We start from the raw sequence: 14,757 nt of genomic DNA on the forward strand, positions 1-14,757 counted from the left end.
GGGCCTGATGGCGGGCTTCTGACCGTGAGTCTCATGGTGTGCCTGGCTGATGGCGGCGCACACCGAACGGGGCTTGCTGGACGGGGCTGCTGAACGGGCCTGCTGGACGGTGGGAGGCCTGATGATGGGCCTGCCCGATGGGCGCTGGAGGTGGGCCTGTTGGAGGTGCGCGCGTCTGACGGCGGGCATGCCGGAGGGGAGGCTGTCCGGCGATGGGTCTGCCTGCTGGTGGGCTGGCCTGGCGGAAGCCTGTCTGGCGATGGCCTGTCTGATGGTCGGCCTGCCTGGTGGTGAACCTGGTTGATGGTGGCCTGCCGGAGGGTACGTCTGTCTGGCAGTGGGCCTGGCTCATGGTGAGCCCGTCTCGTGGTGGGCCTGTCTGATGGTGGGCTTGCCCGACGATGGCTTGCTGGAGAGCGGGCTGCCTGATGGTGAACCTGGCTGATGGTGGGCGTGCCGAACGAGTGGGTCTGCCGGAGAGCAGGGCTGCCGAAGGGTAGGTCTGCCTGGCAGTGGGCCTGACTCATGGCGGACCCGTCTCATGGTGGGCCGATCTGATGGTGGGCCGATCTGATGGTGGGCTTGCCCGGAGTGCGGGCGGCCTCCGGCCCCCGGAATCCAGCTTACCGGCGGGCACGGACAGTTTTCGGTGGTGCGGGCCGGGTTGTGGACAACGTGGTGCGTTGTGGACAACCCGGCCCACACCCGGCCCTTTTGTCGGTCCTCCATGAGAGGCTGGCAACCGGGGCCGGAGGCCGCCCCCGCGGGCGGGTCAGCGGTGGTCCCATGGCAGCAACCCGTCGAGGTGATCCCACGGCACCGCCTTGATCAGCGCGACGAGCACCGTCGCCACCACCACGAGCACGAACGTCAGCCGGAACGTCTGGGCGGTGCTGCCCAGTACCCGGTCCGCCAACATGATCAGCAGTTTCCCGTTGTCATGGCGGATGGGTGCTTTCTCGTTTTCCGGTTCTGCGCTCATGATCGCGGCCCCCGTTCACCGTTTTGTCGTTGTGGTGAACGGTAGCGACAGGAATCGCTGTGCGTGCAATGCTTTCGGTCACGATTACAAGAACGATTCAGTTCAGCAGTCGCAACGGGATTGCCGCTGCCATGGCTGCCATGCCCGCGTCGTTGGGGTGCAGGTGGTCGCCGCTGTCGTACGTCGGCCGCAGGCGGGCTGGGTCGGCCGGGTCGCGGAGTGCCGCGTCGAAGTCGATCACCGCGTCGTATTCGCCGCTCGTGCGGATCCAGTGGTTGACCGCCTGGCGTTTGGCTTCGTTCCGCGGTGAGTAGAAGCCCAGCAGGTCGTCCTTGAACGGCAGGATCGTGCCGCCCACGACGTGGATGTCCGCGGCGTGGGCGCGGGCGATCAGTTGGCGGTGGGCGTTGATGATCTCCCCGGCCGTGACGACCTCGTCCGCGGGCGCTGCCGTGCCGGGGTGGCCCAGGTCGTTGACACCAAGCAGCACGATCACGTGTGCCACGCCCGGTTGTGCCAGCACGTCCCGGTCAAACCTGCGGAGCGCGCTCTCCCCGAAGAACGCCGCGTAGTTCACCGCGTCGCTGCCCGGGGGCGGGTTCGGGTCGCGCAGCAGGCGGTTGCCCGCCACGCCGAGGTTCAGCACCCCCTTGTCCCGCAACCGGTTCGCCAGCAGGTCCGGCCACCGGTGGTTGGCGCCGATGTCCGTCTCGAAACCGTTGGTGATCGAGTCGCCGAACGCCACCACCGCGTCCGCGGCGCGGTCCGTTGTGCGGACGCTGACGGCCGACAGGAAGTACCACGCCGTGACCGTGCGGCCGGTGACGACGCGGTCGTCCGTGACATCCCCCGCCGCGACCACGTTCTCCTGGTACGCGAAGTTGTGCAGTGACGTCACGGGGGTCTCGCGCGGCAGGTGGATGCTCACCACGAGATCCGACCGCGCAGGCAACGGAAGGCGCACCGGGTCGCTCAGCAGCGGTGCGCCCGCCGGGATCGTCGGGGAGCGCACACCGCCGAACGTGACCGTGCGGTCGGTCCGCGGGTCGATGGCCGTGCCCGTCGTGCCGGCGCGGCGGGCCACGTGCACGGCGCCGATGGTCAGCGCCGTGGTGCCGAACTCGTTGGTCAGGCGCAGCCGCAGCTCGCTGCCTGCCACGCTGGTGTGCACGACCTGCCGGATCGTCTCGTCGGCGAGCACCGGGGTCGCGGTCGCCGGGGTTCGCGTCGGGACGCTCGCCCACGTGCCCACCCAGTGCGACGGCGGCGTCGCGTCGGCCGTCGTGGCGCCGGTCAGCAGGACCGCGAGGCCCGCCAGGACGGCGACGATTCTGTTGCGTCCCACGGTGATCACCCGCGCCGGGCGGGGAGCGAGAAGTGCCAGCCGTCCGAGCGCAGCCGCGGGATGACGGCGGCCACCGCCTCGACGGTCTGCGTGCGGTCACCGCCGCCGTCGTGCAGCAGGACCACCGCGCCCGGGCTGACGCCCGTCAGGATGCGGTCGACGAGCACGTCGGTGCCGGGCGGCTCCCAGTCGCCGATCGCCAGGCGCCACCCGAGCGGTTGCATGCCCATCGCGGCGGCGACCTCCGGGGTCTGGCCCCAGGCCCCGTACGGTGCGCGGAAGTACGGGATCCGCGCCCACGGCACCGCCGCGCGGATCGCCGCGTTCGTCGCCTCGAGGTCCGCGCGGATCGCCTCCGGCGTCCACGTCGACAGGTCGTCGTGGTTCAGCGAGTGGTTGCACAGGACGTGGCCGTCGGACACGATCTGGCGCACCAGCGACGGGTACTGCCGCGCGTGCTCGCCCCACAGGCAGAAGACCGCCCGGACGTGGTTGCGCCGCAACAGTTTCAGCAGCGCGGGCGTGTTCGCCGGGTCAGGTCCGTCGTCGAACGTGAGGGCGACGGACTGGCCGCCGTCGCGCGTCGAGTCCACGACGACCGGGGTGGGCGGGGCATGTCGCTCGGCCGCGGCGGGGGTCACGCCGGCCGCCAGCAGGGGAACGAGGAGAAGACCGAGGGTTCGTGCGGCGGACACACCGTGCTCCCGTCTATCGCAGCATGACGAATTCCGGAAGTTTCGAAACAATTCCGGAATTGAATGTAGAGATATTCGACGGACGTTGTCAATCACGAGGTGAGGGGACCGAAATTTTCGGCGCATGAAAAACGGGCCGGAGCGCGTGCTCCGGCCCGTTCCCGGGTCGCGTCCGGCTACAGGCGGATCGCCTTCTTGTTCATGAACTCCTCGATGCCGGCCGGGCCGAGCTCGCGGCCGATGCCGGACCGCTTGATGCCGCCGAACGGGAGGTCCGCCGACGAGCCGCCCGCGCGGTTGACGTACACCATTCCCGCTTCGATCCGTTCGGCCACGCGGCGCAGCCGCGCGGGGTCGGTGCCCCACACGCTCGCGCCGAGCCCGAACGGCGAGTCGTTGGCGAGCTCGATCGCGTGCTCCTCGTCCCGCGCCCGGAACACGACCACCACCGGGCCGAAGATCTCCTCGTAGTAGGCGTCCATCTCGCGCGTGACGTCGGTCAGCACGGTGGCCTCCAGGTACGCGCCCGGCTCGATCCGCTTGCCGCCGGTCCGCAGCGTCGCGCCCTGCTCGACGGCTTTGCGCACCTGCCCGGCCACCTCGTCGGCGGCGGCGGCCGACGCGAGCGGCGGCAGCTTCGTCGCCGGGTCGGCGGGGTCGCCGGGCTGGAAGTAGTCGGCGACGTGCTTGGTCAGCTTGTCGACGAAGTCGTCGTACAGCTCGGCCAGCACGATCATCCGCTTTGGCGCGTTGCACGACTGGCCGCAGTTGCGCATGCGCGCGGTCGCGGTCTGCTTCACCGTCTCGTCGAGGTCGGCGGCGTCGAGCACGATCAGCGGGTCGGAGCCGCCCAGCTCCAGCACCGTCTTCTTCAGGTGCTTGCCCGCCTCGGTGGCGACCGAGATGCCCGCGGGTTCGCTGCCGGTCAGCGACACGCCCATGATCCGCGGGTCCGCCAGCACGGCCGGGATCTGGCGGCTGGACGCGAACGTGTTGACGTAGACGTCCGCCGGCACGCCCGCGTCGTGCAGGACGTCGGCGATCGCCCGCGCCGAGCGCGGGCAGATGGACGCGTGCTTGAGCAGGATCGTGTTGCCCAGCACCAGGTTCGGCGCGACGAAACGGGCGACCTGGTAGCAGGGGAAGTTCCACGGCATCACGCCGAGCAGGGCGCCGATCGGCTGCTTCACGATCACCGCGTCGCCGGTCGTGACCGTCATGGGCTCGTCGGCGAGCAGCGTCGCGGCGTTGTCCGCGTAGTAGTTGAAGATGTCGACCACGATGCCGACCTCGCCGCGGCCCTCGTTGATCCGCTTGCCCATCTCGAGGGTCATGATCGCGGCCAGCTCGTCGGACCGCTCCGCGAACAGCTCTGCCGCCCGGGAGACGATCTTCGCGCGCTCGGCGACCGACCGGGCCCGCCACGCGGGGTAGGCGCTGTGCACGCGGTCGATCGCGGCCCGCACCTCCTCGTCGCTCGCGTTCTCGATCTCCTCGATCAGCTCGCCGGTCGCCGGGTTGGTGACTGTGTACATGGAAGCGCGGGCCTTTCCTCTACGACACGGTCCGCGTCCAGCCTACATTCCAGACAGAATACTGTATACACTGCATGTCATCTGGTGGGACGAGATCGCCGCCGCGGTGACGCTGCCCACGACGACGGCGGGTTCCGGTCGGCGTGCGGACTAGGCTGACGACCAGAGAGAAGGGGGCGGCCATGATCGAGCTGCTCAGGTCCAACGACCCGGTGCTGATCTCGTTCGCGGCGTCGTTGCTCGCGGACGCGAAGATCGCCCACACGGTCGCCGACTCGCACATGAGTGTGATCGACGGGTCCATCAACGCCGTCACCAACCGCGTGCTGGTGGCCGAGGACCGGCTCGACGAGGCCCGCGAACTGCTCGCCGACGCGGGTGTCGACGCCTAGTGCACGTGGGCGCGGCGCAGGAAGTGCCGCAGCCGTGACGGGGTGAGTCGCGGACGGCCGCCTGCGTGCTCGACGGTCGCGGCCGCCGCGGCGACGCCCAGCTCGACGGCCTCTTCCGGCTCGCCACCACGTACCAGCACCGTCGTCAAGCCCGCGGTGAGCGCGTCACCCGCACCGGTGGTGTCGACGACCTTCGCGCCACCGTGCGTGGCGACGAGGGAGCCGCCGCGCCAGACGAACACGTCCCCGCCGTCGTAGCCGAACGCGACCAGTGCCAGGTCGTGGTCGCGCTGCACGTCGCGAGCCGCGCGCAGGGCGGTCTCGGGGTCGGCGGGCTCGATGCCGGTCAGCAGCCCGGCCTCCTTGGCGTCGGCGCGCAGCACGTGCGCGCGGGCCAGGATCTCCTCCCGCCGCCCGTCGTCGGCGGGCGCGCCCTCCAGCACGACGAGCCCGGCGGCCTGCCGGACCGCGGCCAGCACGGCGGCAGGCGGTTGCTGCAGCTGGACGACGGTGCAGCGGGCGGGGCGGTGCGCGTCGAGGACGTCGTCCTCGGTGAGCAGGACGGGGTCGGGCAGGTCCTCGACGTAACGCCAGCTCCCGTCGGTGTCGAGGAGGCTGACGATCAGCCCGGTGCGGGCGCTGTGGCGGCGCACGACCGGGGTGACGTCGATGCCGTCGGCCCGGGCTCTGGACAGCAGGTCGTCGCCGACGGGGTCGTCGCCGACCACGCCGAGCAGCGCGACGGGCACCCCCAGCTGGGCGAGGCCCACCGCCTGGTTGGCGCCCTTGCCGCCGAGCGTCTCCAGCCGCTGCCGCGCGGGCACGGCCTCGCGGGGGCCGGGCACCTCGTCGACGCGCAACACGAGGTCGCGGGCCACCTGCCCGACCACGAGAACCTGGTCAGCCGCATCCATGCCGACCGGGGTACCACCGGTGGCGGACCGGCAACCGGGCAGGCGTCCGGCCAGCCGCGGGGAATCCAAGCCAGCCAAGGGAAAGGGAGATCACGACCGCGCAAGGTGGGGTACACCGGCCAGGTCGCAGGACTCGCCGGACCCGGGGTGCGACATCCAGGGGTGATCTCAGGGTTCTCCACCATGCGGGGTGGCGCCCGGCGGGGGACCGTGGAGTCATGACCACGTTGACCAGACCCCAGAACAAGAAGATGATCGCCGGCGTCTGTGCCGGGCTCGCGGAGCGGTTCGGCTGGCCCGTCGGCCGGGTGCGGCTGCTGTTCGTCGTGTCGTGCGTGCTGCCGGGGCCGCAGTTCATCGGCTACCTGATCCTGTGGGCGCTCATGCCCAAACGGTCCTACTGATCGGCCGTTCGGCCCAACCACCACGCGGCCACCCGGGGCAGGTGGACGAAACTTCCGTGTAAACCGTTGACGGCCGATTTCACACCGCCTTAATTTGTCCGGCTAACGGACAAATTAGCGGGGCGGTGCTGCCTTGTGAACGCGTCACGACCAGCCGGGCGCACGACCGGGCGGCAACCGGCCGACCAGGTCACCATGCGCCGGAGCAACCTGGCGCTCGTGCTCCGCCACGTGCGGGACGCAGGCCCGCGCAGCCGTGCCCGCATCGCGGTGGAGACCGGGCTGAACCGGGGCACCGTGTCGAGCCTGGTCGCGGAGCTGATCGACCGCGGCCTGGTCCGCGAGGGCGTCGTCGAGCGCGGCGGGTCCGTCGGGCGGCCCGGGCAGGCCGTCGAGCTGGACGGGCGCGGCATCGGCGGCATCGGCGTGGAGATCAACGTCGACTACGTGACCGCGGTCGTCCTCGACCTGACCGACACCGTCGTGTTCGAGCACCGGGTCGCGCTCGACGTGCAGGCGCTGCCGCCCGAGGCCGTGCTGGACGCGGTCACCGCACTGGCCATCCGCGCGCTCGCCGCCTGCGACGAGCAGGACATCACGGCCGTCGGCATGACGCTCGCCATCCCCGCGCTCGTCGACACCGACGACGGCGTGGTCGCCTTCGCCCCCAACCTGCACTGGAAGAACGTCGACGTCGTCGGCGGGCTGCGGCGGCGGCTCGACCGCACCGCCTTCGCCATCCAGGTGGACAACGACGCGAACCTGGCCGCGCTCGGCGAGTACGCCATGGGCAGCCGCGCGGGCACGGCCGACCTCGTCTACCTCACCGGTGAGACCGGCGTCGGCGGCGGCGTGATGGTCGACGGGCGCCTGCTGCGCGGCGCCGCCGGGTTCTCCGGCGAGATCGGGCACATGCCCCTCAACCCCGGCGGCGACCTGTGCGGCTGCGGCCGCCGCGGCTGCTGGGAGACCATGGTCGGCCTCGCCGCGCTGCTGCGCATGGCCGCCACCCCCGACGACCCCGTCTGCGACCCGTCGCTGGACCTCGAGCAGCGCCTGGCGATGCTCGCCGGCCGCGCCGGGGCAGGCGACCCGAGGACCCTCGACGCGCTCAAGCTCGTCGGCGAGGCGCTGGGACTGGGCGCGTCCATCCTGGTCAACGTGTTCAACCCGAGGGTGCTCGTGCTCGGCGGGTACTTCGCGAGCCTCGGCGACCACCTGCTCGAGCCCATGCTGGCCGAACTGCACGCCCGCGTGATCGCGCCGGACGCGTGCGAGGTCGCGCTCTCCACGCTCGGGTTCACGGCCGCGGCCCGCGGCGGCGCGCACGTCGCCCTCGAAGCGGTCCTCGACGACCCCACCCTCGTCGCGCTGCGACATACGCCCTGATCGGGCCGTGGTGCGAGGCGTGGCAGCGCCCCGCACCACGGCAGGTGCACCACTCGGGACGAAAGGAGGGACACGGAGATCCACACCTGTCGGGGAAGCAACGCCAGTCACACCCCGCCCGGTTTTTCGGGCACCTCTTGGGAGGTTAGTAGATGTCCCTGACCAACAGGGCGAGATCGTGGTTACGCAGATCGGGCAGACCGCTGGCGGCGGCCGCGCTCGCCACCGCGGTCGTGACCACCATGGCCTCGGCAACGCAGGCCGAGCCGGCGGCGGCCGCCGCTGACCCGGCCTTCAAGGCCCTGGTCTTCTCCAAGACCACCGGCTTCCGCCACGACTCCATCCCGGACGGCATCGCCGCGATCCAGAAGCTGGGACAGGAGCACAACTTCGAGGTGACCGCCACCGAGGACTCCTCGGTGTTCACCGACGCCAACCTGGCGCAGTACAACGTGGTGATCTTCCTGTCGACCACGGGCGAGCCGGTCGGCGAGCAGTCCCAGCGGGACGCGTTCCAGCGCTACATCCAGCACGGCGGCGGGTACGTCGGCGTGCACGCCGCGGCCGACACCGGCTACGCGTGGGAGTGGTACGGCGGCCTCGTGGGCGCCTACTTCAAGCAGCACCCGGCGATCCAGCAGGCCACCGTCAAGGTGGAGGACCCCGCGCACCCGTCGACCGAGGGCCTGCCGGCCAAGTGGACCCGCACCGACGAGTGGTACGACTACCAGACGAACCCGCGCGGCACGGCCCACGTCCTCACGTCGCTGGACGAGAAGACCTACACCGGCGGGTCGATGGGCTTCGACCACCCGATCACCTGGTGCCAGGACTACGACGGCGGGCGCTCCTGGTACACCGGCCTCGGCCACACCAAGGAGAGCTACGTCGAGCCGAACTTCCTGAAGCTGCTGCTCGGCGGCATCCAGACCGCGGCGGGCGTGGTCCCCGCGGACTGCTCCGCCTCGCAGGACGCGAGCTTCGAGAAGGTCACGCTCGACGACAACACGTCGAACCCGATGATGCTCGACATCGCCCCCGACGGTCGCGTGTTCTACATCGACCGCCTCGGTGACGTGAAGGTCGTCCAGCCGAACGGTTCGGTGGTCACGTCGGCGCACCTCAACGTGTTCACCGCCAACGAGTCCGGTCTGCTCGGCGTCGCGCTGGACCCGGACTTCGCGACCAACAACTGGATCTACCTGTACCACTCGCCCGCCAACGGCGGGGACGTCGACCGGTTGTCGCGGTTCACGGTGAAGGCGGACTCCACGCTGGACATGGCGTCGGAGAAGATCGTGCTGGACATCCCGGTCCAGCGGTCGCAGTGCTGCCACCACGGCGGTGGCATGGTCTTCGACCACGAGACCGGTGACCTGTGGCTCGCCAACGGCGACAACACCAACCCGTTCAACTCCGACGGCTACACGCCGATCGACGAGCGGGCGGGCCGTTCCGACTGGGACGCGCAGAAGTCGTCCGGCAACACCAACGACCTGCGCGGCAAGGTCCTGCGGATCCACCCGGAGGACGACGGGACCTACACCATCCCGGCGGGGAACCTGTTCCCGCCGGGCACCGCGAAGACCAAGCCCGAGATCTACGCCATGGGCTTCCGCAACCCGTTCCGCGTGGGCATCGACCCGAAGACGCACAAGCTGATGGTCGCCAACTACGGGCCGGACGCGAGCAGCGCGAACGCGAACCGGGGGCCGGAGAACACGGTCGAGTGGGACATCCTCAACAAGCCGGGCAACTACGGCTGGCCGTACTGCATCGGCAACAACGTCCCCTACAACGACTTCGACTTCGCCACGAACACCTCGGGCGCCAAGTTCGACTGCGCCAACCCGGTGAACAACTCGCCGAACAACACCGGCCTGACGAACCTGCCGCCGTCGATCGCGGCGACGGTCGACTACCACTACGCCGCCAACCCCGCGTTCCCCGAGCTGGGTGGCGGCGGCGCGCCGATGGCGGGCCCGGTCTACCGCTACGACGAGGCCCTGAACTCGGACCGCAAGTGGCCCGCGTACTGGGACGGCAAGGCGATCTTCGCCGAGTGGAACCAGAACAAGCTGTACTCGTTCCAGCTGAACGAGGACGGCAGCCAGCTGACCGACATCAACCAGATCCTCAAGACGTTCACGATGCTCAAGCCGATGGACATGAAGTTCGGTCCGGACGGCGCGCTGTACATGATCGAGTGGGGCTCCGGCTTCGGCGGCGACAACGCCGACTCCGGCATCTACCGCATCGACTACGTGCAGGGCAACCGGGCGCCGATCGCGCGGGCGAAGGCGGACAAGACGTCCGGCGTCGCGCCGCTCGCGGTGAACTTCTCCAGCGACGGGTCGCTCGACCCGGACGGCACGCCGGTCACGTTCGCGTGGGACTTCACCGGTGACGGCACCACGGACTCCACCGCGGCCAACCCGTCGTACACCTACACGGCGAACGGGAACTTCAGCGCCACGCTGACGGTGACCGACGCCGACGGGCGCACGGCGACGGCCAACGTGCCGATCGTGGTGGGCAACACGGCCCCGACCGTGACCCTCAACCTCCCGCCGGACGGTGGTTTCTTCGACTGGGGTGACCAGGTGAAGTTCACCATCACGGTCACCGACCCCGAAGAGGGCACGATCAACTGCGACGACGTCCAGCTGCAGTCGATCCTCGGCCACGACACGCACGGTCACCCGCTGGACCAGTACACCGGGTGTGACGGGACCGTGCAGACGTCGTTGTCCTCCGGGCACTCCGCCAGCGACAACGTGTTCGCCGTGTTCGAGGCCAGCTACACCGACAAGGGTGGCGCAGGCGGCTCCGCGCCGCTGACCGGCCGGGCGGAGGCCATCCTCCAGCCCAAGCACAAGCAGGCCGAGTTCTTCACCGCCACCGGCCGCACGGCCGACGGGCTGGGCACCGGTGACCCCGGCGTCCAGGTGGAGACCACGTCCGACACGCAGGGCGGCTTCCGCAACATCGGGTTCATCGAGGACGGCGACTGGTGGTCGTTCGACCCCGCGAACCTGTCCGCCGTGGACTCGATCGGGTTCCGGGTGGCGTCCAACGGTGGCGGCGGCCGCATCGAGGTGCGGTCCGGTGCCACGGACGGCACGCTGGTGGGCACGGTGGACGTGCCGGTGACGGGTGACTGGCAGAGCTTCACGAACGTGACGCTCCAGCTCGACAACCCGCCGACGGAGAGCGCGCCGCTGTACTTCATCGCGCGGCGGCCGTCCGGGTCCACCAACACCGGTGGCCTGTTCAACGTCAACTGGGTCGACTTCAACGGCAAGGGCGTCACGGACAACCAGCGCCCGGTGGTCACCGCGACGGCGACGCCGACCCGCGGCACCGCGCCGCTGACGGTCGAGTTCCACTCGGAGGCCACGGACGCCGAGGGCGACAACCCCTTGACGTACAAGTGGAACTTCGGCGTGAACGGCGCCACGGCCACCACGCCGGACGCGTCGTACACCTACACCGCACCCGGCAACTACGCGGCGTCGGTCACCGTGACCGACTCGCGGGGCGCCGCGACCACCGAGCACGTCGACATCACCGTCGACAGCCCGAGCGTCACGTGCCTGACCGGGAAGTCGGACGACTTCACCGGCACGGCGCTGGACGCGGGCCGGTGGAGCGTGGTCCGGCAGAACCAGGACCTCGCGGTGCGGGACGGTGCGCTGCACATCCCGACGTCCAACACCGACATCTACGGCACGGACAACAGCAACCCGACGCCGAACCTGGTCCTCCAGCCCGCACCCAGCGGGGCGTGGCAGGCCACGACGAAGGTGTCGCTGACCGCGCGGGACGCCTACCAGCAGGCAGGCCTGATCCTCTACGGCGACGACAACAACTACGCGAAGATGGTCCTGGAGGGCCGCGGCACCGCGGACGCGAACGCCCGCGTCTTCCAGTTCATCCGCGAGGAGAACGGCGTCCCCAACGAGGTGGCCGAGTCCAACACGCCGAACCTCGGCGCGGCCTACCCGGACACCGTGTACGTGCGGCTGGCGAGTGACGGCACCCGCCTCACCGCGTCGTACTCGGCCGATGGTCTGTCCTGGACGAACATGCCGCAGACGGACAAGCTGATCGCGGGCATCACCAACCCGCGCATCGGCCTGGTCTCGCTGTCCGGGACGGGCAACCGGCCGGTCATCGACGCCGCGTTCGACTGGTTCCAGCTGCTGCCGGACGACACCGCCACCGCGGCCACGCCGAACGACGAGTTCGACGGGTCCGCCCTGGACGGCTGCCGGTGGACGACGGTGATCCGGCCGGACGCGACGAAGACCAGGGTGACCGGTGGCAACCTGGAGATCGACACCACTCCGGGTGACATCTACGGCGGCGACAACACCGGCCCGAAGAACTTCACCCTGCAGACCCCGCCCGCCGGGGACTGGACGGTGGAGACGAAGGTCGACGCCAGTGCGCTCAACGCGTCCTACCAGCAGGGCGGCCTGATCGTGTACACCGACGACGCGAACTACGTGAAGCTGGACGTCGTGGCCGACAGCGCCACGGCCAAGCGGATCGAGCTGCGCAGCGAGGTCGGTGACGCGGTGCAGGACCCGCAGCCGTCGGTCGGCAACCTGACGCAGGGTGTCTGGTACCTCCGCCTCGCCAAGACCGGGAACACCTACCAGGGTTCCTACTCCGCTGACGGTGCCACCTGGACCGACATGGCCCAGACGGTCACCAACGCGGCGGTGGCGAACGGCAAGGTCGGGCTGTTCGCCTTCGGGACCAGCGCGCCCCAGCTGGTGACCGCGAAGTTCGACTACTTCCACGCCTCGTGGGCACAGCAGGCCGACGAGACCGCGCCGGAGACCACCGCGACCACGAACCCGGCGGCGCCGGGGGCGAGCGGCTGGTACACCGGACCGGTCACGGTGACCCTGGCGGCCACCGACGAGGGCAGCGGTGTCGACCGCACCGAGTACACAGTGGATGGTGGGGCCTGGACCCCGTACACCGCGCCGTTCGTGGTGAGCGGGGACAAGAACCACGCCGTCCAGTACCGGTCGGTGGACAAGGCGGGCAACGTCGAGACGGCCGGGACCCTCGCGGTCAAGGTCGACGCGACCGCGCCGCTGACCACCGCGCAGTTCGCGCCACCCAACGACAACGGGTGGAACAACGGCGCGGTGCCGGTGACCCTGGCGGCGACGGACGCGGCGTCCGGCGTGGTGAGTACCGAGTACTCGCTCGACGGCGGCCCGTGGACGAAGTACACGCAGCCGGTCGACGTGTCCGGGGACGGCACCCACGAGGTGGCGTACCGGTCGAAGGACGCGGCGGGCAACGTGGAGACCGAGAAGGCGGCCACGATCAAGATCGACGGCACCACGCCGACGGTCCTGATCTCGGGCATCGCCGACCGGCAGGTCTACGGCGACAGCCAGGACCTGCGGATCAGCTGGCAGGCCGTGGACCCGACGTCCGGGGTCAAGACGCTGACCGGTGTGCTCGACGGTGACGCGTACAGCTCCGGCGCGCTGCTGCCGCTGTACACGCTGCCGCTCGGCACGCACACGCTGACGGTCACCGCCGTCGACGGCGCGGGCAACCGCACCGCCCAGACGGTGACGTTCGGCGTGGGCACCTCCACCCGCGACATCTCGAACCTGGTCGACCGGTTCAAGGCGGTGGGCTGGATCAACCAGGCCACCCAGAAGTCGCTGCAGGAGAAGCTGACCCAGGCGCGGCAGGCCGAGGCGAAGGGCAACGACGCCAAGGCCATCAAGTTGCTGCGCGAGTTCCGGGCACTCGCGACCGACCCCGCCAAGGTCAAGGTCGCCGAGGTGCGGGACGTGCTGGCACGGGACACCGACGACGTGATCGCCCGGCTGTCCTGACCGATGGCGGGGGTGCTCTGCCCTGGGGCGCCCCCGCCCATGACCTGGAGGAAACGAGATGAGCCGCAACACCACGGCGCCCGCCCGGCGCCGCGCCCGGTCGTTCCGCCTCGGCGAGCAGCAGGAGGCCACCCCGCTGTGGCGTCGTGCCCTGCCCGCCGTGCTGGCGTTCGTGGTGGGCGCCGTGGTGTTCGGTTTCGGCGGCTACCTCGTCGGCAAGCCCAGCGAGGAAGCCCAGATGGCGGCGGACATCCGCGCGTCGGACGCCGCCCGCGACAAGGTCCAGATCAAGGAGCTCACCGAGCTGGCCCGCACCACCGCGGACAACCTCAAGCCCGTCGTCGAGGGGCTGGCGTCCCACACCGGGGACGGGGCCGCGTGGCAGCGGACCGTCGACGCCGCGGCCAGGGAGTTCGACGACCCGCCGTCGGGCACGACCGCCACGAACGTGGCCCGCGGCAGCCTCACGGCGGCGATCGACCAGCTCGCCGTCGCCGTCGCGGCGCACCGGAAGGGCGACCACGACCTGGCGACGCGCCAGCGCGACCTCGCGGTGACGACCTGGTCGATCGGCGCGACGCAGCTCGACCAGATCAACGTGGACGCGGGCTACGGCCACCAGCACGTGTACCTGCAGTCCGAACCGGGTGGCGAGGCGTTCACCCCGGACGGCGAACCGGAAGGACATGGACACAAATGATCCGCAGACTCGTGGTGGTCGCGGCCACTCTGCTCGCGGCGGTGCTGCTCGGCGCCGCTCCCGCGTGGGCCCACGGCGGCCCGATCCAGCTCGACGTCCGCAGCGACGGCGGCCAGGGCGTCACGGCCACGGTCACCTACGTCAAGGACGGCCACGCCGTGCCGGGCGAGGTCCGCATGACCTACACGGCGGTCTCCTCGACCGACGGGAAGGTGGTCGGCCCGGTGACGATGCGGGCCTCCACCGAGGGGCAGGCGTTCTACCAGGGCCAGGACCCGCTCCCGCTGGGCGAGTGGACGGTGACGGTCACCGCCACCCACCCGTCCGCGGCGACGAAGACCATCACGGTGAAGTCGGCGGAGCTGCCCCAGCCCGCCGCGGCGAGCACCCCGGCGCCGAGCGGCACGTCCACGGTGACGCTCGTCGCGGTGCCGGTGGCGGTCGCCGTCGTGGCCCTCGCGATCACGTTCTACCTGCGCAGACGCCGTCTGGCGCGGGTCGGCTGAGCCCTCGTCAACACGG

General features: G+C 70.5%; 11 protein-coding genes. 6 read left to right on the forward strand and 5 right to left on the reverse strand.

What is annotated here, in order from left to right; all coding sequences use genetic code 11:
• Positions 1 to 772: 772 nt before the first annotated feature.
• The 4 genes from ACYQ77_RS40340 to ACYQ77_RS40355 form a co-directional block, all read right to left on the reverse strand.
• Entirely contained in the window at positions 773 to 919 is a 147-nt protein-coding gene (locus ACYQ77_RS40340; RefSeq protein WP_459721979.1) for a hypothetical protein, read from the reverse strand.
• Positions 920 to 1,079: 160 nt separating this feature from the next.
• Positions 1,080 to 2,327 (reverse strand): SGNH/GDSL hydrolase family protein, encoded by a 1,248-nt coding sequence (locus ACYQ77_RS40345; protein WP_459721981.1) that lies wholly within the window; start codon positions 2,325 to 2,327, stop codon positions 1,080 to 1,082.
• A 5-nt stretch (positions 2,328 to 2,332) separates the two neighbouring features.
• Positions 2,333 to 3,022 carry a polysaccharide deacetylase family protein gene (locus ACYQ77_RS40350; protein ID WP_459721984.1) on the reverse strand — a complete coding sequence of 230 codons (690 nt, stop codon included), beginning with the start codon at positions 3,020 to 3,022 and terminating at the stop codon, positions 2,333 to 2,335.
• Positions 3,023 to 3,198: 176 nt separating this feature from the next.
• Positions 3,199 to 4,557, reverse strand: a complete 1,359-nt coding sequence (locus tag ACYQ77_RS40355; protein WP_459721986.1) for an NAD-dependent succinate-semialdehyde dehydrogenase — start codon at positions 4,555 to 4,557, stop codon at positions 3,199 to 3,201.
• A 182-nt stretch (positions 4,558 to 4,739) separates the two neighbouring features.
• On the opposite strand from ACYQ77_RS40355, the gene ACYQ77_RS40360 reads away from it, so the two are divergent.
• Positions 4,740 to 4,949, forward strand: a complete 210-nt coding sequence (locus ACYQ77_RS40360) for a putative signal transducing protein (RefSeq protein ID WP_459721989.1) — start codon at positions 4,740 to 4,742, stop codon at positions 4,947 to 4,949.
• Here the strand turns inward: ACYQ77_RS40360 and ACYQ77_RS40365 are convergent.
• Positions 4,946 to 5,863, reverse strand: a complete 918-nt coding sequence (locus ACYQ77_RS40365) for a PfkB family carbohydrate kinase (protein ID WP_459721992.1) — start codon at positions 5,861 to 5,863, stop codon at positions 4,946 to 4,948. The genes ACYQ77_RS40360 and ACYQ77_RS40365 overlap by 4 nt on opposite strands.
• A 218-nt stretch (positions 5,864 to 6,081) precedes the next feature.
• Here ACYQ77_RS40365 and ACYQ77_RS40370 point away from each other — a divergent pair, with 218 nt between their 5' ends.
• The 5 genes from ACYQ77_RS40370 to ACYQ77_RS40390 all read left to right on the forward strand — a co-directional run bounded on the left by ACYQ77_RS40370 (position 6,082) and on the right by ACYQ77_RS40390 (position 14,741).
• Positions 6,082 to 6,267, forward strand: coding sequence for a PspC domain-containing protein (locus tag ACYQ77_RS40370; RefSeq protein ID WP_459721995.1), 186 nt, complete (start codon positions 6,082 to 6,084; stop codon positions 6,265 to 6,267).
• A 135-nt stretch (positions 6,268 to 6,402) separates the two neighbouring features.
• A complete protein-coding gene (locus ACYQ77_RS40375; protein ID WP_459721998.1) occupies positions 6,403 to 7,656 on the forward strand; it encodes an ROK family protein in 1,254 nt (417 codons plus the stop codon).
• A gap of 152 nt (positions 7,657 to 7,808) precedes the next feature.
• Positions 7,809 to 13,535: a ThuA domain-containing protein gene (locus ACYQ77_RS40380; RefSeq protein WP_459722001.1), complete on the forward strand. Its 5,727-nt coding sequence runs from the start codon at positions 7,809 to 7,811 to the stop codon at positions 13,533 to 13,535.
• Between the two features lie 58 nt (positions 13,536 to 13,593).
• Positions 13,594 to 14,235, forward strand: a complete 642-nt coding sequence (locus ACYQ77_RS40385) for a hypothetical protein (RefSeq protein ID WP_459722003.1) — start codon at positions 13,594 to 13,596, stop codon at positions 14,233 to 14,235.
• Positions 14,232 to 14,741 carry a hypothetical protein gene (locus ACYQ77_RS40390; RefSeq protein WP_459722006.1) on the forward strand — a complete coding sequence of 170 codons (510 nt, stop codon included), beginning with the start codon at positions 14,232 to 14,234 and terminating at the stop codon, positions 14,739 to 14,741. The genes ACYQ77_RS40385 and ACYQ77_RS40390 overlap by 4 nt, the downstream gene beginning before the upstream one ends.
• The last annotated feature ends 16 nt before the right edge of the window (positions 14,742 to 14,757 follow it).

It is taken from the genome of Actinophytocola sp. KF-1 (assembly GCF_054661535.1).